The following is a 25,165-nucleotide window of genomic DNA, read 5'->3' on the forward strand; positions in this document are numbered from 1 at the left end:
GCCATGACTGACGCTGGAACGCCACAGACGCGGTTGTCTGATTCGGGAATGCCTGTCATGTCGTCGTCGGAACCCCTGCCAACCCCCGACGGTCAGCCATCGATGATGGCGGCGATCGCCGAAGTGTTCCGGGTCGCGTTGCCGTTGATGATCAGCACCGGCACGTTTTCGCTGGTCCTGTTTGCCGATCGCACGTTCCTGTTGTCCTATGACGGCGCATCGATGAGTGCGGCGATGGCGGGCGGCAATCTGTTTTGGGTTTTGGTTTGTTTGCCGGTCGGCATCGTGTCGATGACCGGCGCCATCGTCGGGCAATACGTGGGTGCCCATCAACCCGAACGGATCGGCCGATTTCTGTGGCAATCCGTTTGGATATCGTTGGCGTTTGCGCCCATGTTTGCGTTTTTTGCCGCGATCGCACCATGGTTGTTTCATGCAACCGGCCAACCCGATTCGCTGGTATCGCTAGAGTCCACGTATTTGCGACTGTTGTTGATCGGCGCCGTCGGCAATGTGTTGGAAACGGCGCTTAGCGGATTCTTTAGCGGCACAGAGCGAACCTCTGTGATCATGTGGGTTTCGATCGCTTCCGGCGTACTGAACGTTGTTCTAGACATCGTGCTGATTTTCGGTCTGCCAGCAGATCCGTTTTTCGGATGGGCGTTGCCGGCAATGGGGATCGCTGGCGCGGCGATCGCAAGCGTGATCGCGTTCTGGTTCAAGGCCGCGGTCTACATCGCGCTGCTTTTACGACCCCGGCATCAGGAACAGTACCAGTTGATTCGTGGTTGGGGCATCGACTGGCCGATGATTCGCAACTTGATCTACTTTGGGGTGCCGACCGGCTTGATGTATGTAACGGAGGCCGGTGGGTTTACGGTGATGGTGTTACGCATCGGAACCTACGGCGATATCCCGCTGCGAGCGACGACGATGGCGATCAATTTCAACATGGTGGCCTTCATCCCCTTGATCGGAGTGTCGATCGCGGCATCCGTCTTGATGGGACGATACCTGGTCGAAAGTGGTCCGCAACGAGCGCTGCGAAACGTTCATGCCGCGTTGGTGATCGGGTTCGTTTACAGCGCCACCTGGATGGCGGCCTACCTGCTGTTCCCCGATTGGATGATGTCGCTCTACGAACACAGTGCGACGGATCCCGAATCGGTCCAGGCGATCGCTCTTGCCCGCAACCTGTTGAAGTACGTTGCGGTCTATGTGGTGTTGGATGCAGCCCAGTTGATATTGGCCGGATCACTGCGCGGCGCCGGGGACACATGGTTCGTGTTGGCCGGCGGTGTCACCGCATCGATCGTCGCGCTAGCGATTGGATTCTGGGGCGAACCCGATCAGGCTGGACTGCATTGGTGGTGGACCATCATTACCGTCTGGGTTTGGATGTTGGCGACGACAATGGCCGTTCGCTTCATGCAAGGAAAATGGAAAACGATGCGGATGGTTTGACAGGGGCACCCCGGTTTGCAGGGGACTATTGCAGGTCCGTCAAACTGACGTCGGTCCGGTAACGTTTTCCGTCACGGTATATGATCATGGCGGTGTTTTGCCCGATCGGGGTCAGTCCCACCTGGGCGACCAAGTGATCATCGCTTTCGACCCGCCGGCCATTGAATTCGACGATGATGTCGCCGCGTTGCAGGTGAGCCGATGCTGCTGGCGAACCGGGACGAACGTTCTTGACCAACGCTCCGCTAGGCAAGAAATCGTATCCCGCGGCTGCCAGATCGGCGGTCGTAAAGTCGGGATCCAAGGTGACGCCCAAGTAGCCTCGACGTAAACGCCCATAGCTAGCCAACTGGTCTGCGACCTGCATCACCATGTTGATCGGGATGGCAAAACCGATCCCTTCGCTGCCGCCACTGCTGCTAGCGATCGCGGTATTCAGGCCGATGACTTCGCCACGAAGGTTCAACAGCGGGCCACCGCTATTGCCCGGATTGATGGCGGCATCGGTTTGGAAAAAGTCTTGAAGGTCGATCTTTTGGGTGCCCAGCGACAGGTCTCGCCGCCCCTTGGCACTGAGGATGCCGAAGGTCACCGAGTGGCTTAGGCCAAACGGGCTGCCGATGGCGATCACGAAGTCACCGATTTCGACCGAATCACTGTTCGCCATCCGAGCCACCGGTAGATCGGGCTGGTCGATCTTCAACATGGCTACGTCGGTGCTGGCGTCGGACAGCACCTTGGTGGGATAGAATTCCCGACCGCTGGCCGAACGTAGCATGATTTGCCGCGGACTGGCGCCTTGGATGACGTGACGGTTTGTCAGCACCCATGATTCGCCTTTCGAAGTCATCACGATCACGCCGCTGCCGGCTTCGTCATACGACTGCGAATCCTCGGTCTTGTGGGCTTCGATGTGAATGACGCTAGGTTTGACCAGCTGCGAAACGCGACGCACCAAGCTCCCCAACCGGTCAAAGGCATTGAATTCCTCGGCCAGTTCATTGAACATCCGCTCGCGCTGCGAATCCAAAACGACCGATGATGGGCCGGACGTGTCCAGCGACATTCGTCGGACGCTGACCGACTGACCGTCACGCTGGTCTTGGGCATTGGCGGCAATGGGACCAAGCACGCAGGCAGCGCAAAAGAACAGTAGTTTGCGACGGCGTGCCAATCGGCGATACATATTCGAAACCATGGGCGCAACAATCGACGAGTGCAGGATGGGAGGACAACCGGGGAGGGTTGGTGCAATCTTAGGCATCGACCATTGGTGTGGGCCAGCTTTTCGTAAGCTGTTGGCGGCATCCCTGCGCGCGTCATCTGTCAAAATCCTTATCGCCGTTGCAATAAAAAACGGCCGGACAATCGTCCGGCCGTTAGGCGCTGTGGCAGTCGCTTGGACGTTTGTTCAAGCGGTTATTCGGGTCGTAGGATTAGACCGGGTCAACTTCGGCGCTATCGAACACGCGGTTCCATAAAACGGAACTACCGCTACCGTTACGATTTTCTGCCTTGCGGCGGCAATCGATACAGTCGGTTGCGTAAGGAATGGCTCGTAACCGGGTTAGCGGGATTGGTTTGCCGCACCCTTCGCAATCGCCATAGCACCCTTGGTCAAAACGAGTGATGGCATCATTGATGGCTGTCAGTTCTCGGCTTTCCGCTTCGATCAACTGGCTGTTCAATTCGTCTTGAACCGAGTCGGCGGCGGCATCCAAAATGTCGCCCGTCTTCTCTTGATGCAGTTCTCTTAGCAGGCTTAGGTCGCCCTCGAGAGCGCGGTGCAACGCATCGCGACGACGAACCAACTGGTCACGAAGCTTTTTGATGGATTCATTTCTCGGCATCGCATCACCTCTGTTGGAAAAAGTAAGGTCGCCGCGATAAGGCGTTGGAAGGCTGGAATGGTGTTTCGACCGCAGCGATAGAACCACCGCCAACCATCCCTATGCCGCTCGATCCGATTCGCCTGAACTTCACCGGCATCAAGATCGAATAGCTGAACTTTTGTTCAGATGGGTGGGTGTGACTTCCACTGGGGGCTTTGATCATACGCAGGGTCGCTCGGGAAGGTTTTCCAGTTTGACCGCTCGTCGCGCTGATTTCGTCCAATCCCATCATAGGAACAAGGGCAAGGAAACCACCCTCGAGACCAAAAAATGATGGCATTCGAGGTTCTCGAGGGTGCGCAAGTGACCGATTGCAAAGGCTTTGCAGCTAATCCGGCCGCGCCCGCTTTCTGGTCGGCGGGGCGGACATTTCGGCTCTTTTTCCGCCCCGCCAGGGCATCAGACTGCGAAAACTGCTGTGCCGCCGACCGGAACTGGGTGCTAAAAACGGCTCAGCCCATCCAGTTTGACTCACCGGAGCGACCGTATCGTCCGAAAAAGATACGGGGCCACAATGCGCGACCACGCAGCGGCATAGCGTTTTGCCCAAACTGTATTTGTTCGATTAGTAAGGGATAGTCACGGTGAGTACGGATCACGCGAACGAATCGCCATCGGATACCGGCTTTGGTGCTACCGACAACTCGTATTTGGTGACCCCTGCTTTTGGTGTCTCTGCATCGGCCGAAGTGAGCTCGGTGGCCGATGCTGAACCCAAATCGGAATCCGCTGATGCACCAAATTCCAGCAGTGGATCGGATGCTGGCGGTGCTGTGGGACACATTCCCACCGGAAACGATGCGACGGCAATCGATGCTATCGAATTTCGGGTCATTCGTCCGGGTTCGCCAGTCCGTCGGCTGCGATTGACGGGCAGCCGCTACACCTTCGGCAGCGCCGAGGGTTGTTCGATTCGGCTGAGCGATTCGGCGCTTCGGCCGATGCATGCCGTTTTGATCCGTGACGCTGTCCGTGTCTTGGTCCGCGCCTATTCGGTCCCGATCGAGGTGAACGGAACCCGTAAAACCGAGGCATCGCTTGGCGTCGGCGATGTGATGTGCCTGGGGACTTATCAGTTCGAACTGATTTCGATCTCCAGCGCCTCGGTCCATTCCACAGGCCAGGCGTTTGCGCCGGCCCCCCATTCGATCTTAGATTCGGAACTCCAAAACTCTGCTTCCGCTGGACATTCCGCCGACGGATTGCATCGGTCCGCCGAAAACCGATCGAGCGCGGCACGCTCTGCACGCCCCGAACTGCCATCGCCCGAAGATGTGATCTGGCGCGAACGGCTGCGACGCGAAATCGACCAATGGCGTGAACGTCAGGTCGAATGTGATCAGCGTGAACAACGATGTGACGAGCGCGAGTCGCATCTTCGTGGCCGTGAAACCGAGTTATGGTCACGAGCCGAGAATCTGTACCGCCGCGAGTCGAGATTGCAGACGCAAGAATCGGCGGTGATGAACTTGCACGACGATTACATGGTTCGTCAGCAAGAATTGGTCGAAGCGAGACAGTTGGCGACTAGTCACGAAGATGAATTGAAACGCCGCGAATCCGAGTTCCAACTACAGGAACTCGAATATCGCAAAAAACTTGAACTGGCTTCGCGACAGTTGTTGCAGTCGCAAACGCAAGCAGAGTCGGCGACGCAAGCTGTGGCTCGGATGCGCGAGCAGTTCGAATCGTTGAATCGCCAGATCGATGAACTGTCGATGCAACAACGCGAACTGTCCGATCACGAAGTTCGCCAAAATGACGAACACCAGCGGCTTCGGGATGAAATGCAGGTCCAGCGCGATCAGGCGATCGACGCACAGGCCGAAAGCGAAGCGCTCAGGCGAATCGCCGAAGCTCGCATCGAAGAGATGGAAGCGCAGCTGGAAGAACTGAAATCGGGAGCCAGCGATGCAGAATTCCATCAGGCCGAACTGGATTCCAGCGAACGGTTGATCGAGGAACTGAGAACCCAGGTCCAGCAGTTGCAGACTGCCGTCGCCGAAGCCAGCGAAGAATCCGCACGGCTGCGGAGCGATTACGAGGAAGCCTGCGAATCGGTTCGCCAACTCGAATCGTTGGTGGCTGAAAGCAATCAACGCGGTGACTTGGATCGCGAAAGTTGGATGTCCGAAGCCGACGAGCTTCGTGCCGCTATCGACCAGTTGACGATCGATCTGGCGCAAGCCAACGGCGAAGTCAGCGAAATGCGAGACGCCAACGAAGCGTTGACCATCCGGTTGGGCGTTGTCCAAGGCGAACGCGATGAAGCCCAGCTGCGTCCGACGGTCGAAGATTTCACGTCCCTGCGGTACGAATTGGACGCGGCCAACGACAAGTTGTCCGAAATGAAGAAGGAATACGAGAACACGCTAAGCCGTCTTGCCAAAGTCGAAGAATCATCGAAGGCAGCTCCCAGCGGACTGAACGATTCAACATCGTTGCCCGTTGCATCGGCGATCGGTGCCGGTTTGCTAGGGATCGCGGTGTCGGACCGAGATGTTGAAATTCTGTCCGATGAAGTGGCCGAGGTGCAGCATGACGTGAACCAAGTCATCCAGAGCCAAGACGTTTCCGACGCGGACAGTTCGGCAGCGGCCGTTGATCCTGCGAACGATCCCAGTGGGATCGATGAAACGAATGATTCGCATTCGCTGGAATCCAATCAGCCCCCATCCGCGTTATCAAACGATGACGAGGATGACGTGTGGCCCACCTATCATGTGTCGACGCCCGATGCATCGGATCAGGTGGATGATGATGCTTCGGAATCGAGATCGCTGACGTCCGACGATTGGGAATCGCCCATCGACGCACCGGAATCGACAGTCTCCGATTCGTTGGATGTCGATCCAGCCCAGGTCCAATTGCCGTCGATTTGGCAAGACGAAGACGCATCGTCGCAGTCGATGCAGACTCCGTTCACCAACATTCAAGAACCCGGGTTTCTTGCCACCAATGAACCTGGTGTGGTTTCGAGCGCAGGGCCTGGTTTTATCGTCCCAGACGATGACGTCCCAGCCGAATCGCCCATGCAATGGGGCGAAGCCGCTTGGTCTGCCGACTCGGATTCCGATAGCGTCGACGATGACGACCAGCAATCCAGCAGCGATCCTTGGTCGGATTCCAATTCGTCAGCAGCCTCTGTCGAAACCGATGACGCGGCGGATGTGACATCCTCGCATTGGAACGACTCTTCGTCGCCAACTGACGACGATGATGTCAGTGAAGATATCCGTGGCGTTGCCGATCTCGGTGAATCCGGGTTCCAAATTGCGGACAGTGAAACCCCCAACCCGTGGGCATCATCCGAGCTGAATTTCGATCAGCAGGACGCGGATGCTGCTGTGGATTCTGATCCCGCAGATTCAGTCGCTGCCGAATCGAACCTGCCGGGACTCTTGTTCCAAAACGATTCTAATGACTCGCTTGATCTGGATTCGGATCTGAACTCGCACAGCGACGTGGAATCGGATGATCAGCCGATCAGCGGTTCGCTAGCCAGCATGCTGATCAAAGATCTGGAAAGCGATACAGGATCCGACAGCATCCAGACCGACGACGTGGACGTCGAACAGTCGTTCGAAGGCACCTATGTGATGCCGACCACTGACGAAGGTCGCGAAGAAGCCTCGGCATCCTGGAAACCGGCCGACGAATCCCAGGCTTGGGATCGGGAATACGACGAGGAAGCCTACTCGAGCGAATTCGACGAGCAGGATTCCGACGACGATTCGGACATCGTGCTGGCCGAATCCGATCAAGACTACGATCCCACCGAAATGGTCTTTGATCGATTCACCGATCAAGATGAAAGCAGCGATAACAGCGTCGATCTATCGGATCATCAGCGACCTTGGGATCGCACCGAAGACGAATCGGAATCGGTAGATGCTGTCCCCAGTGATCACTTGGATGACCACGGTGATTCCGCGTCGATGGGACAGTACGAGAGTGAGGACGATGGCGACGAATTGGAAGCGGAGTTGCCGGTTTCCGATACTTCGCAAACCATGTCCGCCAACGAGACGACCTCGGTCAGCGGTGCCGAAGACGACGATGATTCGATCGAAGCGTACATGAATCGGTTGCTGAATCGAGTTCAGGGTAACCCCGGTGGTGAGGAAGCGTCCAAGCCTTCGACTTTGTCGTTGTCGACGTCGGTACCCAGTGCAGTGTCCGAACTGGACGTGGACACCGGTGGTGCCGAAGCGGTCGTCGAAGTCATCGACCCCGACGCACCCTTGGTGCCTCGTTCACATGCACCGGAACGCAACAGCGACTTGTCGGCGATGCGAGACCTTGCCAACCAGAGTGCAAGAACAGCGATTAGCCACAGCGCACGAATTCAGACACGCAATATCCAGGTTGCCGGTGTCTGCAACCTGGCTGTCGCAGCGGTAGCCGTCATCGCCGCGCTGGCCGTTTCAGTGATGTTAGAGGGTGGGTTGTTGTACATCGCATGGGTGATGGCGTTGATCATCGCAGGCGTTTCGGTACGTGATGCGAAGAACAACTTTTCCGAAGCTAGGCGTCGGGCGGAAACCAGCGGCAGCAGCGACGACGATGACAGCAGCGATAAACCCGAAGTCATTGGTTCGTAAACGAAGGTGCCGACCGTGGGACGTTCGTCACGTCGTGATCGCACCATCCGGGGCGGCCGATCGGTGACGGCGACGATGCCGCCGGCTTGGATACCGCTATTTGGGATACCGCCATTTGAGATACCAGAGCAGGCCTGAATTGGACCACCGGGACGGCGGGAACGGGATCGATGAATGACGCCGGGCGGTTTGGTGCATAATGAAGGAACGTGGCGACCCATCCCTTCGCTTTTTTCAGATTCTTGTTCGCTTGCCCAGTCGACTGTCGCCTATCCCAGTGGGACGGTGCGCCGGCATGCCAATCCGTTGATTCGGAATCAGGTGGTCTGGAAATCTTAGCCGAAATGGGCCGTCCCGCCTGTCGTCTGTTTGCACCCGCGGTGGCCGTGCTATGAATCCAATCGAACCCGCGCACAACGAAATCGAATCCGATTCGATTTCCTTGGCTGGTATCTGGCATCGTTTCGGGGACCAGTTCCGACGACGCGCACGCACGCGATTGCGTCAGTACGGTTTGGCGGGGCAAGCCGAATCGATGGACATCTGCAACGATGTGATGGCGGAACTGATTCGGCGGCAGGACAGTGACCGCAGCCATGGTCCGCCTGCATCACACGATGAAGTTCTGGCCTACATCATGCGTGCGATCGACAACCAGGTGATCGACACGTTTCGAACGTTGGCACGCCAATGCCGCGACTTTCGACGCAATGAATCTGCCCCGGCCGAGGACATGTCGATCGTTTCAGCGGTCGGGACACCCAGTCAAATTGCGATTCGCCGTGAAGTGATGCAACGGATCCGATCCTTTGTTTCGGACGACGACGCGCGGGCAATCGATCTGATGCTCGAAAATCGTGACTGGAACGAAATCGGTGGAGTCCTAGGCGTCAAACCGGATACCGCACGGATTCGGATCCGCCGCGCGCTCGATCGTGTCCGCACTCAGATGGGATTGTCACCCGAGGCCGGTCCGTGAACGCGCGAATGGATCTCAGCAACCTCAGTATCGATGAATTGATTCAGACGATGCGACAATGGCGAAGTCGTGATCCCGAGTCCAGCTTGATACGTTGGTTGGAAGACCATCTGGTTTCGACTTCTCGGTTGGTCGATCTGGTGTGCATCGATTTGATCCAGCGCCGCCGGATGGGACAGCGTGCGGTGGTCGAAGACTATGTCGCTGACTTTCCTGCGCTGTCGGATGACGACGCTATGTTGGATGTGATCGATGCCGAGGTGTGTGTCACGGTCGAATTGGGAATGGCGGTCGATCGTGATTCGTATTTGAAACGGTTTCCCCGTTTAGCGGGACCCATCGACGAATTGCTGCAACTGAACGAACAGGTGGGGGCCGCCCCAGCAGCGGTCGGGTCAAGTTTCCAGCAATCATCAGCGACGAGTCGATCGGAAGGATCGACCGTGTTGACGCACTGCGCAGCGGACGCCGACGATGGGCTGCCCGACAAACTGCGTTGCATCGAAACACCGGATTGGTTCGTGGGGGGTCGCTGTGTTGCCAGCGGCAATGGAATCGATTCAACGCCTCAGCACTGGTTGGTCCGCGGCCGTGACAAGCTGCGAGGAATCAACCTTGCGATGAAGGTGATTCAGTTGCCGGCGACTTGGCAATCCGACCACACCACGTGGATTCTGGATTCGTGCGAGGCGGCTTCATCGGTGTCGCATCCGGCTTGGGTTCGACCGATCCTAGCGACGGTCCAAGGACCCTTTCTGGCTGTGATCCGCCCGTGGGTGTTTGCGGCGACCCAACCGATCGCAACCGGTCATTGGAAACCGCGTCTGTCGGATGCGGGTCTTTCATCAGCAGCCGCCTGCGGTGCATCGGCGGACTCGGCCAGCGAAGTCTGGGCTAGGATCGCCAGAGTCGCCTTTGCTTTGGCTGCCGCCCATCGCGTCAACGTGACTCACGGCGCCGTTCACGCCGGCAACCTGATGGTGGACCAACAGGGCAACGTGAATCTGGTCGATGCGGTCGCGGGACATCACACCATCCCACGATGGCTGGATTCGGGGGATCCGAGCGTCGGCGTCCATGACTTTCGGTCACCGATGATCGTCCAGCAACAGAAAGCCTGCGATGTGGACGACTTGTTAGAACTGGTGGCGGTTACCATGGTAGGGATGAATCCGGCTAGATTCGACGACGTCTTCGGCCGGATTCATCAAGCCGCTGCTGATGAACCCGATCAACCGTGTGCAGCGATCGGCGACGCGGTGATGCGGTTCATCAGCGATCCACCCGATGGTTTCATTGGGCCGTTGGCGGAACGCCCAACCCGATGGCGATCGCGAGCGTCACAGTGGTGGAAGTCGCGAATGTTTCCCAAGCCCTGATTGAACCTGTCCATGAACTCTTAGCAGCCTGCACGATTGATGCGTATCAAATGTCCTGAATGCGAATCAGTCATGTCGTTGACGGTACCGGCCGCCGGAACCTATCGTCCGAATTGCACGCATTGCCAACGAAAATTTCGGTTGAAGGTGACGTCGGATGACCCACCCAAGATTGGTGTTGGTCGAATCAAAGATGCCATGGACCAACCGGCGGCTGGCACCCAACCCGTTGTCGCGCAGCCACAATCTTCGGCGCTAGGCCAGATGCCACAGCGATTGGGCGGGTATCGGATCATCCGCCAAATCGGTCGCGGTGCGATGGGGGCGGTGTACGAAGCCAAACAAATCTCGTTGGATCGCCAAGTCGCCTTGAAAACGATTCGCGACCGCTGGACCGATAGCCCCGCTTCGCTGGCCCGTTTCGTCCGCGAAGCCTACGCGGCCGCCCAGTTGACGCACCACAATGTCGTCCAGATCTATGATTTTGGCGAGGAAGGTGGACGTTACTATTTCAGCATGGAATGGGTTCGCGGTGGCCCGCTGGACGCGGTCGTTCGCCAGAAAGGGGCGTTGGATCCACGGCTGGCTGCTGGGTACGCATTGCAGGCGGCTCGGGGGCTTCAGTTCGCGCATCGTCACGGGATGGTGCACCGCGATGTCAAACCCGCCAATCTGTTGCTTAGCGACGAAGGGGTGATCAAGGTTGCCGACCTGGGGCTGGTGAAGATACCCGACCACGCCGAAATCGAAACCGAAAGTGGATTGGTCACTTCCGGTGGAATCTATAGCGGAACCGAAGTCACGATCCAGGGAACCGCGGTGGGAACGCCGGCGTACATGTCGCCCGAACAGGCGGCGGACGCGGCGCGTGTGGACCACCGCGCCGATATCTATTCGCTTGGCTGCACCCTGTTTTTCTTGCTGACCGGACGCCCGCCCTTTGACGGTTCGGTTGCATCGGAGGTGATGGAACAACACGCCCGCACAACGGCTCCCGATGTCCGCAAAGTCAACGCACGTGTTCCCCAACCGCTGGCGGACATTATCGCGCGTTCGATCGCCAAGCGCCCCGCCGATCGTTACCCATCGTTGGTGCAGTGCATCCACGATTTGGAACAGTTTCTGGGACTCGAAAGCGAAGGTGACTTTTCGCCATCGTCAGTGCAAGCAGACCGATGGGAACGTATCGCGGCCCAGCATGCGTCGGTCGGATCGCTGCAACGTATCGACACGCTGGCTTTCGCTGGGTTTGCTGCCCTTTCGATTCTGGTATCGCTGGCAACGTTCACGATCGAGATGGATTGGTGGTTGCTAGGCATCACTCTATGGGTGGCCGGTGTTGGCGTGACAATTTCACTAGCCGGGAATCGTAGCCCGGTCGTCGCGCGGACTCGATCTTGGTTGGGATCGCTGTCCATGATTGAATTGGCGGCGGGATGGATGGGCGTGTCTGCGCTGGTTCTGATCGTGATTGCGGCTGGGATGTGGCCGGGACTTTTGGCGGGGGCCATCATCGGATCGGTGATGGCGTTGGGTTACCACCTAGGCGTGGTTGGCCCCATCGAGGAACGCCGCAGCCAATCGCTGAGCGAAGCCGAACGGTTTCTCCGTGACTTGCGAATCAGCGGAGCTGACGAACAGGGACTGCGTCTTTTCACCGCGCGGTATGGCGGGGCACGATGGCAGCCGCTGTTCGAATCGCTGTTTGGCTATGACGCGCTGCTTGCGGTCCGCGAAGCGCTGAAAAACGATCCCGCACTGGCAGGCAAGATTGGCGGATCGTCTTTGCGAGACCGACTGTGTGCCAACCTGATGCTGCGCACGACCGTCAATCACCACCGAACCCAACAGAAACGACTGGCAAAGATCGAAAAAGCAGGGCTTCAAAGCGAAGGGATGAATGCCGCCGAAGCCGAAAAACGTAGTTGGGCCATCGCGGACGCGGTCATGCAAAACGCACACTACACGCTTCAGCCCAGCACCGATTCGGACGCGGTCGCGGTTGCCAAACGGGCTCGGATGCGAGCGATGTTGGCTGATGCTAGAAGCGGGAACTACCAAGTGATGCGCGACCGTTCCACGCCTTTGCGATTCGCGTTGGGCGCACCGACACGATTGATCGTGGGCTGTGGATTGCTATCGATATTTGCAATCTGGGGCAATCATCAAGGGTTGTTCGAATCCATCAAGGACATCGAAACGCTGAAACAGATTGGTTCTGGCAGCGCCGACTACAACAGCCTCGGGTCTGCCGTCCGCGATGCGGCGATGTCGGCCAGCGATGGCGGGGATGCATCCATGATGGGCAAGGGGATCAATCCCTGGTCGATCGGCGTGGCCGGTCTGCTGATGGCGATGTCGGCGTTCGTATCGGGGTGGCGAATGTCCATCCCGGCAACGATTGCCACCATCGTGATCTTGCTGGGACCACAGATCGGGATTTCCGGTTGGGGCGACATCGTGCCGCCATGGATGGTCGCCGCGGGGATCGGGTTGTTGATCTATGTACCGGGAATCATCTTCGGCGAAACCGAGACCTGAATGATTAGCCAAGCCCGTTCAAGGTGCCGGTGCTGGTCGCGAACTGATCGATTTCCAGACCGACGTTCTGCAGCAGCGACACGAACAGGTTTGGCAGCGGGTAATTGTTTTTGCGATCGAACGCCAGGTGACCTGCATGTCGGAATCCGCCACCGGCCAACAGCACCGGCATGTTGCGGTTGTCGTGATTCGATGCGTTGCCCAAGTTGCTGGTCAACAAAACGTTGGTGCTGTCCAGCAGCGTCTGGTCGCCATCCTGGGATGCGTTCAGGTCACGGATGAATTCACCCCACTGGGCCACGATCGCGCCTTCGACCAACGCCAATTGTTCCAGTTTGGATTCGTCCATGCCGTGATGGCTGAGATTGTGGTGCGCCGTTTCCACACCTTCGATCGGAATCACGCCACCGGCGCCTGGGATGTGCAACGACACGAATCGCGACGAATCGGTTTGCAGCGCCAACTTGATCACATCGCACATCGTCCTTTGGCGGCCGATCAGGTCGCCGGGATTGTTGATGTCAACCGGCTTTTTCGCGTCGACTTTGGGCTTGGGGCGTTTGGCCCATTTTTCGGTTTCTTCCATTCGCCGTTCCAGCGCTCGCACGCTCGTGAAGTACGCGTCCAGCCGATCGCGGTCGCCTTGACCTAGGTCTCGCTGCAACGACTTCGCATCCTCACCTACCAAATCCATGATGCTTCGCCCTTGCCGAACCTGGCTGGCTCTGTGGGCGCGTTCGCTGACCGGATCGTCGACAAACAGTTTTTCAAACAGTCGCGAAGGTCGATCTTGCGGAGGGATCATCGCACCGCTTTCGGTATAGCACGGGCTGGTGCTACCGCTGGTGCTAAGCACCAAAGATGGGAATCGGGTGGCGTCACCCAAGTGTTTGGCCATCAACTGGTCGATCGAAATCGAATTCGCCGCTTTGCCGGACGAACCGATTTCCGATGCGGTCAAAATGCTGGCTTCGGCGCGGTGTCCACCTTTCACGCCTGGGTGAGAAACACCCGACACGACGGTTAGCTTTTCGCGAACGTCGGACAGTGGTTTCAGGTAAGGCGACGCTTCGTAATCGCGGCCGTCGTTCTTGGGGAACAGATTGTCGGCAACCAGTCCCAATCCCAACGTCATCGCAACAAACCGTTTGGGCGCGGCCGCCTGGGCGCTGCTGGCAAACGACGGTTGCATCGCGGTCAGCCACGGCAGGCTCATCGAAACACCGGCACCACGCAGCACGGTCCGCCGATGCAGAGCGCGACGAAAATTGAACTGAACGCGTTTATCGGATGGCATGATCATTTGCTCAAAAAAGTTGGGCTGGTGACGACCGCGTACAACAGGCTGCGCAGTCCGTAGTTGTCGTCGCGGGTACTGGCAACGATCTCGTCTAATTCGTCTCGGTCGGCAAATTGAATCTCGCCACCGGTACCGTACACCAATAATTGGGCAGCAAAGTTGCGTGCGACGGGCCGGATGTCTTCGCAAATCCGGTCTCGAAATCCGTCAAAGTCTTTGAATTCACGGCCATCCGCCATCTGGAAACTGGCATCGACCGGTAGTCCGGGCTTGGACTTCCCACCATTGACCTGCAGGTAACGATCACGCCACCGTCCGGCCGCGTCAAAGTTTTCCAGCGCGTAACCCGGTGGATCAATGTTTTGGTGGCAGACCGCACAAGATGCGTCCGAAAGGTGTTTTTGCAACTGTTCGCGAATGGTCTTGGCACCGCGGATATCGGGTTCGACCGCGGGCACGCTTTCCGGTGGCGGTGGGATCGGGGTCCCCAGGATGCGTTCGGAAACCCAGACGCCTCGCAGCACCGGCGACGTGTTGGTGCCGTTGGCCGTGACCTTCAAAATCGATCCCTGTGACAGCAGCCCACCACGTGGCGAATCGTCGTCCAATTTCACCTTGCGAACCTTGTCGCCATGGACACCGTCGATGCCGTAGTAGCGAGCCAGACGGCTGTTCAAAAATGTGTGATCGGACTGAATCAGCGTTTGGGCAGGGGCGTCGGTGCGCACCGCGTGTTCAAGGTAGCGATGGGTTTCATTCAGCATCGCGTTTTGGACAACAATGTCAAAGTCGCGATACAGTTTGCGATCCGGTTCGGTGAACTCGATATCGGCCAGGTCCAACCATTGATCGGCAAAGTCCTGAACAAACTGTGCCGTTCCGCCCCCACCCAACAACCGATCTACCTCTGAACGCAACACGTCCGGGTCACGAAGTTTTCCCTGCCGAGCCAATTGGATCAGCGGCCAATCGGGCATACTGCCGCGAAGCAGGTAACTGAGCCGATTGGCGATCGCAAAATCATCCAGCGGTCCGATGGGTTCGACGAAGTACAAGAAACGTGACGAGCAAAGGATCGCGCGGTATCCCGCGATCAACGCGTCGATGGGATCTTGCCCATCATCGATTGCTTGCAGGGTCCATTGTTGGAACGGTTTGATATCGGCGGCCGTCACGGGGCGCCGCAGTGCAAGGGATGCGAACCGACGCAATTGTTGGCTGATGTCTTTGCCGGGTTGGTCGCTATTGAGTTTGACTGTTTTGGTTTTGGCATCGATCGTCACATCCAGATCGCCAAGCAATCGTTGTTGGGCGCGATCACGGGGGCCGCCGGGATGGAACTGCTCGATGGTCATCGAGTGGAGTGCCACGCCGGGGATGTTCATCGGCCCGCCTTCACCGGCCCCCACTTGTCCGCCTTGGAACCGGCCACGTTTCAGCGTTTCATCGCCCGGTCGGATTTCGATCATGTTGCCTTTGGGGAGCCAGGCTTCGTAGCTGTGTTGCTGGACTTCGTTGGTAGCTTCGAAGGCACCGATCCACGACATCAACGGTGCACCCGATGTGCAGAACCCGCTACGGACCGTGCACCAGACGCCGCGGTCGTCGGGTTCGTTGACCGACGATGCGTCGAACGTCACGCGGTACCATCCGTCCTGAGGAACGATCGTCGATGTGATCCGGCCATAGAAAACCAAAGTGGACGACCAGACCACCGCCTTGTCGCCGATCATTTCGGGGTCGCGGCATCGCCGTTTGGGGTTGGATCGAGCCAACCGTCGTGCGTCATATTGGCGTGTCAGCGGTTGCTTGTCTTCGAACAACCGTGCCTTGGCAGCATCCAGGGCCGCGTCGATGACCGTCAGGTGCGAATCCAGTTGGAAGTGTGACATCGATTGGTGGTCAGCCAATCCAGTGAATCCGTCGCTGCGTGGTTCCAGCGGCATCAGCCGAGCAAGTGGAACGTCGATCGCCAACAGGTCGTGAAGCGTCCGTTCCAGCTGGACGTTGGTCAGCCTTCGTGATTGAACACGGCCCAGCTTGGCGTATTGATCGTGTTGCGATCGGTGCAGCCAATCGGACGTCTGTTCCAGAAATTCTTTGGCGTCGTCGGGATCCAGTTCACCATCGTCCGGCGGCGGCATTTCGCCGTCTTGGACGCGGTCAAAAATCCGAGTCCAACGCGCCATCGTTTTTGCATCGGAAAGATCGGTTCCCAATGCGGCGGCATCAAAACCGCCTTCGCCCGACGGGCCATCGTGGCAATCGATGCAGTGATTCGTCAGAAAGCTAGAAACGTTCGCGACATCGTCGGCGCCGAAAGCTGCGACAGGCACAGCCATGGAAAACAATAGCGATGCAACAACGCACGTTAGCCGGTCAGCGGTTCGAAACCGTTGCGAAAGCGACATAGGGATCGATGTCGTGGGAAGGATGATAGGCGGGAACGGGACCGGAGGGACGTCGATTTTGTTTCCGATTGTCATGGACTTCGCAGGCGGTTCTTTGCAGCAGGGAATTCTAGGGAATCCCCCCCGCAAAAAAGCTCCGTCATTCAATCGAGGTCCCACCGGTACCGTCGCTGGGGAACCTGATTGTAGTTTCGACTAGCGGATCTGACGAGCCGAAATCTTGCTAAGGCGCGGTCGTGGGAGCGGACTTTTGGGCCTGAATCCACTCTTGGACCCGTTTTTCCAGCAGCGGCAACGGAATCGATCCCGATTCCAGCACCCGGTCGTGGAATGCCCGCACGTCAAATTGGTCGCCCAATTGATCCTCGGCCGAGCGTCGCAAGCGGGAAATCGCCAGTTCGCCCATTTTGTAACCGAGCGCCTGTCCCGGCCATCCGATGTACCGATCGACCTCGGCGACGACATTGTGTTCGCTCAGCGCCGTGTTGGATTTCATGTACTCGATCGCTTGTTGACGAGTCCAACCCATGGCATGGATGCCCGTGTCGACCACCAACCGACTGGCCCGCCATGCTTCCATGCTAAGCCGACCAAAGTCCTGATACGGGTCTTGGTAGAATCCGATTTCTTTCCCCAGTTTTTCGCTGTACAACGCCCAGCCTTCGATGAAGGCCGTAAAGTTGCTTTCGCGGCTGATCGGGTGCAGGTCCGTCAACTCGGCTTGAATCGCCAATTGCAAATGGTGACCGGGAACCGCTTCGTGCATCGACAGGGATTCCAGCTGGTACAACGGGCGAGACGACAAGTTATAGGTGTTGATGTAATAGAACCCCGCACGTGTCCCATCGGTCGATGGTGGCCAGTAGTATGCCGACGTGGTTTGGGGGGCGACGTATGCCGGGATCTCGCGAATGCCGTACGGGATCCGTGGCAATCGGCCAAACAGTTCGGGAAGACGACCATCGGCAGTCTTCAGAATCATCGCGGCATGCCGAAGCAGTTCCTGAGGCGTCTTGGCATAGAACTTTGGATCGGTCCTCAAATGGTGCAGGAATTCATCAAAGGTGCCATCGAATTCAACGTCCTCGATGATGGCTTCCATCTCTTTTCGGATCCGTGCATTTTCGCGGACACCTCTCTGGTGGACTTCGTCGGGTCCCAATTCCAAGGTGGTGAACCGGAGGATGCGATCGCGATAAAAGCGGGCTCCGCGGGGCAGCGCCGATGCGCCGATCGCGCCTCGGCAAGCAGGCACGTATTCGGTTTCTAGGAAATCGGCGAATCGACGATAGGCGGGCACGACGCTGGTTCGTATCGCGTCGCGGATCTGTGCCGCAATCGGATCCCACGTGTCTTTGCCCAAAGTCGTCTTTGCTTCGGCTGCGATGTTGGTCATCAACAGCGATTCGTCGGGATCGTCGACCACATGCGATCGGGCCTGTTCGACCGAGTCACGCATGATGATCGAAGGTTGAGTCAGATCGGCTGCGATACCCGCCCGAAGCAACGCGATCTGTTGATCGGTATAGCGGTCAAAATCACGAAGTCTGGCAATGTAGTTTTTGAAATCAGCCGGCGTCCGCGGGTTCATCTCGCGTGGCAATTCGGGGAACCCGATATGGAACCCCTCGCGATTGTTGATCGGCATCAGATGAGTTTGAAATCGATGGTCGGCGATCTGGCCTTCCAGTCGCAGCCGTAACAGTTCTTGGTCGATCTGACGAAACGGGGACAGCGATTCGGGCGCAATCGAGGTCAGTTGTTCCAGAAATTCTTTCCGCTTCGCGTTTCGCCGATCGATCGCTTCAAGACTGTCGTCGGCCAGTCGGTCCTGACCACGATCGTCGCCAACGTTGGTTGCTAAGTTGGGATTTTCGTTCAGTTCGTAATCCCAGACCGTGTCCAAGATTTCAACCAGCCGTGAATCGGCCTCACTGGGATTCGTCGCAGTGGTGTCCTCGGCCATCAATGCAGAGACTTGGGACGTCACCAACATTAGGGACGTCAACAGCAGGCAGGCAATCGGGCAACGCATGATGGACCAGGTGTTCAATGAACGAAGGAATGGGCGCAAGTGATGACCCACATCCTAGCACGGACGAATGTGCAATTAAATTGTCACGGCAAGCCATGCGATCGACGCCTAAGATGGGTGGTGCCAGCCGAAGCTCTGGATTTAAACTACCTTAGGGGGAATCCTGCCCCCGGGTGTTCGTGCCCTCCAAGCAGATAGGCAGGAATGCAGATAGACAGGAATGCAGATAGACAGGAATGATTGGGGAGAAATCCGTCAACCGTCCGCTAGTGCCACAGCGGCAAATCAACCGTAGCACTTCATGCTACCCGCTTATCCCTGCACCCAACTTAAACTCGAACTTAAACTCGAACTCGAACTTCTTCTCCACGCCTGAAAGACGGGGGGAACGCTGCACGGCCCTGCTTCTGTTGATGTTGCGCCCGGAAGAAATTTCGTAACGATTCAGCCATCGGGCCGAGAGTTCGATTTGGACCGAATTTCATAACCCGAAGCGTTAGCGAGGACTTGCTTTTGCCGGCAAATACTCTCGCTCCAACTTCGGTTTTCCAACAAGCTGAATCGTTGCGAAAGTTCGAGTTAAAGTTTTCGAACGGCTTAAATACTTCCGACATCTTGTTTCTAAGACGCGAGCGAATTGACATGTGCAAACTCTGTTTTCCGGTTTGGGTTTTGGTGGCAGTCCTGCTGGGGACGCCGGTTGGCTATTCCCAATCGGCCGAAGCGGTGTCCGATCCGGTCGTCGATGAACCGCTTCGGGCGGCCGCCATCGAGCGATGGGAAAAGGACATTGCCAAACTGGAGGCACTGGATGGTTCGCAACCGGCGAACCCCGATGCGGTCCTGTTGCTGGGCAGCAGCAGTATCCGGCGTTGGGATTCGGCGGCCACGGATCTGTCACCGTATCGGGTGATCCCTCGCGGCTACGGTGGTGCGAAATACAGCGACCTGGCCGTCTTCGCCCAGCGGCTGATTCAACCGCATCAGTACCGGGCCGTCGTCATCTTTGTTGGCAACGATATCTCGGGCAATCCGGGTGACCACTCGGTCGCACAGGTGGATCGCTGGACGCGTCATGTCATCGAGGTGTCTCGGCGCCATCAGCCCGATGCGGCGATCTTGTTGGTCGAAGTGACTCCGACTCAATCGCGAATCGATGCCTGGCCCCAGATCCGCACTCTGAACGCTCAACTGCGCGAAATCGCATTGTCGACGCCGATGGTGTTCTTCGTCGATACCGCCGCCCACTTTCTGGACCCGCAAGGAAAGCCTCGTCAGAACCTGTTCGTCGACGACCAGCTGCACCTCAATGCCACCGGGTATCAGATTTGGGGAGCCGAGATTCGCAGGCACTTGGACGACTCGCTGCGGTTGATCCAGCGGGACTCGGAATCGTCCGCCGATTGAGTTTCCAGTTTCACAGCGCCGAAATCGCGTTTCCCTTGGGCCTAGCCTGCCCAAAGTGTCTAAGTCGCCGCAGATTGGTGCCAATTCGGAGTTGTGACCGGCGGAACGCAGTTCGTACACTCCGATCGGTGCCAGCAAACCGAAGGCACACGCAACCCGCAAGGATTCGACACTTTTGGTCGGCAAGGAAGCCAAGACTGAAACCCATCGACGCAGACATCGGCAGACGCCACGATGTTCTGCGATGGCCGCTGCGCTGACTTCGGCAACCATTGCGGTGGGGATGATCTTGGCGGTGGGATTCCTTTCCCAGTCATCGATCGCGCAAACACCCAGCTCTTCGAATTCAAATGCAACCGGTTCGGCTTCGCCCGCCTCGGGGGTTGCGACCGCGGGCTATGCGACGCCGGTCCAGCCGATCGCGTCCAGACCAATCGGCGCATCACGCCCCGGTTCGCAGCAAGCCGGGCTTAGCAACCCACCGCCAAAGACCGCACCCACCGGCGAACTGATCAGCCCGGATCCGGTCAAGGTCAGCGGCAATACGATTCATCGCTGGCAAATCGGTGCGGCAGACGCGTCGTTCCTCGAAGGCGACTGCCTATTGGAACACAACGGACGACGGGTCGCCGCCGAAGCGATCTTGGTGGTCGTCGATGGAAACGCTGGAAACGTACGTAACCGAGTGGTCATTCGCGGCGCGGTGTTATCGTCGGGCATTGCAAGTGATCCGATGACGTTCGAAGTACGCACGTTGGTCGATCCACAAATCCAAGCACCGGTGTATCGCGGCCAGCCGAGCCAGACGCCGGACCTGATGCGGTACCTAACCGGCGTGCCTCAGCAAGCTGCCGGCGTCGTCGCGCAAGCCGGTGGCGTTGTCGCACAGGCCGGTGGTGTCGTCGCACAAGCTGGTGGCGTTGTCGCACAGGCCGGTGGCACATCATCCCAAGCCTCGACCGTCCAACAGGTCCAGTTTGCCGATCCCATCATCAGTCCGCCTCAGGCCGGGCCGCCGCCGATCACGTTAAGTGATGGTGCGACGACGGGAGGGATGCAGTTCATCTTGGGCGGGGGCGCACGCAGTCTAGAAATACTGGCCCGTGGTGCATCGACGCCGCCTGATTTCGAAACGATCAATCGTCCCGAAGCCAACGAAAGTGCATACATTTTCCGCGGGGGAGTGACGCTGTTGATCCGTGATGTGTCGGCGCAATTGCCCAGCGGCGAGTTCATGGAACTGGGCACGATATCACTGTCGGCCGATCGAGTGGTCGGATGGTTTCCGCTGTTGACCAATCTGTTCAACGGTTCTTCGGAGTTCTCGCAAGCCGACGGCGAACTCTACCTCGAAGGCGATATCGTCTTTCGTCAGGGCGAACGGATCATTTACGCCGATTCGATGTATTTCAATATCAGCCAAGACGTGGCCATGATCTTGGATGCCGAAGCAATCACGACGGTGCCCAACTACCAGGGCGTTGTGCGGCTGAAATCGAAGGTGTTGCAACAGATCAATCGTGGCAATTTCCGGGCCTATGATGCTGCCATGACCACCAGCCGAATGGGCGTTCCCCGTTACTGGTTGCAAAGTGAAGAATTAAAACTGACCGACCGCCAGCGATTGGAAGTGGATCCGGTCACGAATTCGCAAAAGATGGTTCGAGACCCGTTGATCCAGAGCAACAATAATTTTGTGTACGCCGGCGGTGTGCCAATCCTGTATTGGCCCACGTTCTCTGCCAGTTTGGACCAACCCGGCTACTACATCACCGGTGCCAGTGTCGGCAACGACAGCAACTTTGGAACTCGCGTCGAACTCGATTTCGATCTGTTCCAAGTGTTTGGAATCGACAACGCGCCGCCCGGCGTCGACTGGGAATTGTCAACGGACTACCTCAGCGATCGTGGACCCGCCATCGGCACATCGCTGGACTACAACTTGCCGGGATTCATGGGGTTGGCCGGGCCGGTGAAGGGCAACTTGGACGCCTGGGGAATCCACGATACAGGTCTCGATAATCTTGGCAGTGACCGCCGATCGTTGATCCCTGAAACGGAAAGCCGCGGGCGCGTCCTGCTGCGGCACCGACACATGCTGCGGAATGACTACGAATTCATCGCCGAAGTGGGCTACCAAAGCGACCGCAACTTCCTGGAACAGTATCTCGAAAACGAATGGGATCAAGATGTCGATCATCGGACCGCCGTTCGGCTTCGCAAGTACGCCGGCAGCAACCTGATCGACTTGTCGGCTCAGGTGCAATTGAACGACTTCTATACCGTTACCGAGGATCTTCCCGAACTAGAACACTATCTGTTGGGAGCTTCGTTGCTGGGCGATCGGTTGACTTATTCGGCGAACAACAGCGTTGGCTACAAACGACTGAATGTCGGCGATTTGCCAACCAATCCGGCAGAGGCAGCCGAGTACTCGCCCGTGCCAGGCGAAGTGAACCGACAAGGCGTGGTCGCATCGACACGCCAAGGACTTACCATGCCCGTTCAATTGGGTGCTGTGAAGGTGGTTCCAGGTGTGATCGGCGAAGCATCACACTATGGCGAAGCCGTCGATGGTGATTCGTTGACACGATTGGTTGGGCAAGCCGGGGTGCGGTTCAGTCTTCCGATGTGGAACGTGGACCCGTCGGTGCAAAGCAGCCTGTTGAACGTTCGTGGCTTGGCTCACAAAGTCGAATGGTCGGCGGAGTACACGTATTCCGATAGCGACACGAACTTGGACGAATTGCCGTACTACGATCCCTTGGATGACAATGCCCAAGAACAATTTCGCAAACGGTTCATCCAGGACACTTATGGTGGTTTGCTGCCGGTGCAGTTTGATCCGCGGAACTATGGTTTTCGGCAAGGATATCAGGGGCTGATCGCAAGCCCCAGCGACGTCATCGCCGATGATCTGCAGCAGTTGAAGTTTGGCGTTCACCAACGTTGGCAAACCAAACGCGGTCTGCCAGGCGTCGAGCGAATCGTCGATCTGTTCCAATTTGATGTGGACATGTTCATCTTTCCAGATGCGGATCGGGACAACTTTGGCGAGTCGCTCGGCCCAACGGTCTACGACATGCGATATCACGTCGGTGATCGTGTGACGCTGCTGAGTGACGGCTACTTTGATTTCTTCTCGGACGGTCTTCGGTCGGTCAGTGCGGGTGTGCGAACCAGTCGGCCGGGTGTGGGCGACTTGTATGTCGGGTTGCTGTCGATCGAAGGCCCCGTCAGCAGTACCGTCCTGCGTAGCACAGTCGACTATCGATTGAATCAGAAATGGATCGGATCGGCTGGGACGACCTATGACTTTGGACCAACCGGGAACGTGGGCCAGTCGTTTGCGTTGACACGAATCGGCGAATCGATGTTGTTGCGTTTGGGCGTCAATGTGGACGCGGGCCGCGACAACGTTGGGTTCCAGTTTGCGATCGAGCCGCGGTTCTGGCCGAGTCCGAAACTAGGCCGCATCGGAGGCCAACTGATCCCGCCGCCGGGCGTGGAGGGATTGGAATGATCGACGATCCTGGTCCCGGTAGCCACCCATCGCCTGATCAGGATTCATGCCAAGTCGAACCCCGCCCGTCCGGTTCGGCTTGGGCCAGGAAATTCGCCTTTGCATTGGCGGGGCTGATCTATGCCGTGCGATCGCAGAACAGTTTTTGGATCCATCTTCCAATCGCCGTCGCCGTCATCGCGGTTGCCGCTTGGCTACAGGTCGAAGCGTGGCGGTGGTGCATGCTGGTGGTTGCCACGGGCATGGTGATTGCCGCCGAACTGGTCAATACATCGATCGAAATGATCGTCAAAGTACTGCACCCGGACCACGATGTGCGGATCGGACACGCGCTGGATGCCGCGGCAGCGGCGGTGTTGGTGACCGCAATCGGTGCGGTCACCGTCGGGCTGATCACGCTGGGCCCGCCGCTGTACCAGTGGATGTCGGATTGAACCAGCCGACCCGGTTTGTGCGTCAGGTGCTTTGATCGATGACCCAGCTTCGGTAACCGTCGCTGGCGTCATCAACCACGGTCATGATGATCTCGGGTTCGTCGTAGGGATGCATCTTTGCTAAGCGAGATTTCAATCTTGGCCAGCTGATCAGGGATGACTTGATCGTCAGCCGATACTCGTTGGATTGACGAATCTCGCCAGCCCAGCGGTAATGGCTGATGATCGGTCCATCGATTTGCACGCATGCGACCAACGACTGGCTGACCAGTGCCGCCGCTAATTCGTTGGCCTGGTCTATTGATTCGATCGTGGTAGTGACCATGATCAGTGCTGTCGATTCATCCATCGTTCCCTCGCCAATGCGAAACAGGTTCCCACTGCGGGAATCATAACAGAAGGCCGCAACGATCGTCGGCACACAGCGATCGTCGGCACACGTGCAATCGCAGGCATGCTTGGCGTCTGTTCGATCCGGTTGGCCTGCTTTAGGATCGTGCCAGAACAAGGTGCCCGCGGAAAAAAGGTGTCCAACCCCTTTTTCGATCCGTCCTTCCTCTTTCGAATCACTTCTTTGACATCCACCTACTTAAGATAGATCTGCTTCACAGCGCAATACGATGACGAAACTTGGAAAGAAACGCCGCAAGAAGCTGCAAGACAAAGTGGATCAAATCTCTGGTTACCGCAGCTACCACGATGGTGATGTGGAAGTCAGCAGCGGCAAGAAGGGACACGGGGTCTTTGCTGCAAGACAGTTCCTGCCTGGGGAATTGGTGATTGAGATCACTGGCCAGTTGCTAAGCAAGAAGACTTACGAAGGATCCAGCTATGTGATGGATCTGGATCAGCAGTGGTACTTGGAGCCTGGCATCCCAGCGGCATTTCTGAACCACAGTTGCAGCCCCAACACCGAACTGATTCACCTGACAAAGCGAAGCCTTGGCTTGGTCGCGATTTGCAATATCGAAGCCGAGACCGAGATCACATTTGATTACCAGTGGGAACCCTGCGACTGGACGCCCCGTTGCCGCTGCGGAGCTCCGAATTGCCGCGGTTGGGTGGTCGCCAAAGACGGTGTCGAAACGATGCGGCAACTGGCCAAGAAAACCAAGAAACAAAAGTAGTTGGCTCTGTTTGTAGTACCGCCTTTGGGCGGAAGATGGCCCCCGAACTCGAGCCCAGCCGAGTACCTC

General features: G+C 57.5%; 16 protein-coding genes. 9 read left to right on the top strand and 7 right to left on the bottom strand.

What is annotated here, in order from left to right; translation table 11 throughout:
* Nucleotides 1-3: 3 nt before the first annotated feature.
* Nucleotides 4-1,464 carry an MATE family efflux transporter gene (locus K227x_RS00470; protein ID WP_246146402.1) on the top strand — a complete coding sequence of 487 codons (1,461 nt, stop codon included), beginning with the start codon at nucleotides 4-6 and terminating at the stop codon, nucleotides 1,462-1,464.
* 25 nt (nucleotides 1,465-1,489) lie between these two features.
* Here K227x_RS00470 and K227x_RS00475 read toward each other — a convergent pair whose 3' ends face one another.
* The 3 genes from K227x_RS00475 to K227x_RS30100 all read right to left on the bottom strand — a co-directional run bounded on the left by K227x_RS00475 (nucleotide 1,490) and on the right by K227x_RS30100 (nucleotide 3,636).
* Entirely contained in the window at nucleotides 1,490-2,530 is a 1,041-nt protein-coding gene (locus tag K227x_RS00475) for a S1C family serine protease (RefSeq protein ID WP_246146901.1), read from the bottom strand.
* 370 nt (nucleotides 2,531-2,900) lie between these two features.
* The gene (locus K227x_RS00480; protein ID WP_145167494.1) at nucleotides 2,901-3,314 is read right to left on the bottom strand and encodes a TraR/DksA family transcriptional regulator; all 414 of its coding nucleotides are present in this window, start codon (nucleotides 3,312-3,314) and stop codon (nucleotides 2,901-2,903) included.
* A gap of 4 nt (nucleotides 3,315-3,318) precedes the next feature.
* Nucleotides 3,319-3,636: a hypothetical protein gene (locus K227x_RS30100; protein ID WP_218933662.1), complete on the bottom strand. Its 318-nt coding sequence runs from the start codon at nucleotides 3,634-3,636 to the stop codon at nucleotides 3,319-3,321.
* Nucleotides 3,637-3,940: 304 nt separating this feature from the next.
* On the opposite strand from K227x_RS30100, the gene K227x_RS00485 reads away from it, so the two are divergent.
* From K227x_RS00485 to K227x_RS00500, 4 genes are all read left to right on the top strand, one after another.
* Nucleotides 3,941-7,960 carry a hypothetical protein gene (locus K227x_RS00485; protein ID WP_218933663.1) on the top strand — a complete coding sequence of 1,340 codons (4,020 nt, stop codon included), beginning with the start codon at nucleotides 3,941-3,943 and terminating at the stop codon, nucleotides 7,958-7,960.
* A gap of 391 nt (nucleotides 7,961-8,351) precedes the next feature.
* A complete protein-coding gene (locus tag K227x_RS00490) occupies nucleotides 8,352-8,939 on the top strand; it encodes an RNA polymerase sigma factor (RefSeq protein ID WP_145167498.1) in 588 nt (195 codons plus the stop codon).
* Entirely contained in the window at nucleotides 8,936-10,318 is a 1,383-nt protein-coding gene (locus K227x_RS00495; RefSeq protein ID WP_145167500.1) for a hypothetical protein, read from the top strand. Before K227x_RS00490 ends, K227x_RS00495 begins: the two co-directional genes overlap by 4 nt.
* Nucleotides 10,319-10,357: 39 nt before the next feature.
* Complete coding sequence (locus tag K227x_RS00500; protein WP_145167502.1) at nucleotides 10,358-12,859, top strand: serine/threonine protein kinase; 2,502 nt, start codon at nucleotides 10,358-10,360, stop codon at nucleotides 12,857-12,859.
* 4 nt (nucleotides 12,860-12,863) lie between these two features.
* On the opposite strand, the gene K227x_RS00505 is transcribed toward K227x_RS00500, so the two are convergent.
* The 3 genes from K227x_RS00505 to K227x_RS00515 all read right to left on the bottom strand — a co-directional run bounded on the left by K227x_RS00505 (nucleotide 12,864) and on the right by K227x_RS00515 (nucleotide 18,605).
* Nucleotides 12,864-14,156 (bottom strand): DUF1552 domain-containing protein, encoded by a 1,293-nt coding sequence (locus K227x_RS00505; RefSeq protein ID WP_145167504.1) that lies wholly within the window; start codon nucleotides 14,154-14,156, stop codon nucleotides 12,864-12,866.
* A gap of 2 nt (nucleotides 14,157-14,158) precedes the next feature.
* Entirely contained in the window at nucleotides 14,159-16,570 is a 2,412-nt protein-coding gene (locus tag K227x_RS00510) for a DUF1592 domain-containing protein (RefSeq protein WP_246146403.1), read from the bottom strand.
* 223 nt (nucleotides 16,571-16,793) lie between these two features.
* Nucleotides 16,794-18,605, bottom strand: coding sequence for a DUF885 domain-containing protein (locus K227x_RS00515; RefSeq protein ID WP_145167506.1), 1,812 nt, complete (start codon nucleotides 18,603-18,605; stop codon nucleotides 16,794-16,796).
* Nucleotides 18,606-19,247: 642 nt separating this feature from the next.
* Here K227x_RS00515 and K227x_RS00520 point away from each other — a divergent pair.
* The 3 genes from K227x_RS00520 (at nucleotide 19,248) to K227x_RS00530 (ending at nucleotide 23,969) form a co-directional block, all read left to right on the top strand.
* Complete coding sequence (locus tag K227x_RS00520) at nucleotides 19,248-20,012, top strand: GDSL-type esterase/lipase family protein (RefSeq protein ID WP_145167508.1); 765 nt, start codon at nucleotides 19,248-19,250, stop codon at nucleotides 20,010-20,012.
* A gap of 244 nt (nucleotides 20,013-20,256) precedes the next feature.
* Nucleotides 20,257-23,535 (top strand): LPS-assembly protein LptD, encoded by a 3,279-nt coding sequence (locus K227x_RS00525; protein ID WP_145167511.1) that lies wholly within the window; start codon nucleotides 20,257-20,259, stop codon nucleotides 23,533-23,535.
* Complete coding sequence (locus tag K227x_RS00530) at nucleotides 23,532-23,969, top strand: diacylglycerol kinase (protein WP_145167513.1); 438 nt, start codon at nucleotides 23,532-23,534, stop codon at nucleotides 23,967-23,969. Before K227x_RS00525 ends, K227x_RS00530 begins: the two co-directional genes overlap by 4 nt.
* 22 nt (nucleotides 23,970-23,991) lie before the next feature.
* On the opposite strand, the gene cutA is transcribed toward K227x_RS00530, so the two are convergent.
* The gene (gene cutA, locus K227x_RS00535; protein ID WP_145167515.1) at nucleotides 23,992-24,390 is read right to left on the bottom strand and encodes a divalent-cation tolerance protein CutA; all 399 of its coding nucleotides are present in this window, start codon (nucleotides 24,388-24,390) and stop codon (nucleotides 23,992-23,994) included.
* Between the two features lie 199 nt (nucleotides 24,391-24,589).
* Here cutA and K227x_RS00540 point away from each other — a divergent pair, with 199 nt between their 5' ends.
* Nucleotides 24,590-25,096 (top strand): SET domain-containing protein, encoded by a 507-nt coding sequence (locus K227x_RS00540; RefSeq protein WP_145167516.1) that lies wholly within the window; start codon nucleotides 24,590-24,592, stop codon nucleotides 25,094-25,096.
* The last annotated feature ends 69 nt before the right edge of the window (nucleotides 25,097-25,165 follow it).

The organism is Rubripirellula lacrimiformis (assembly GCF_007741535.1).
GTDB lineage: Bacteria > Planctomycetota > Planctomycetia > Pirellulales > Pirellulaceae > Rubripirellula > Rubripirellula lacrimiformis.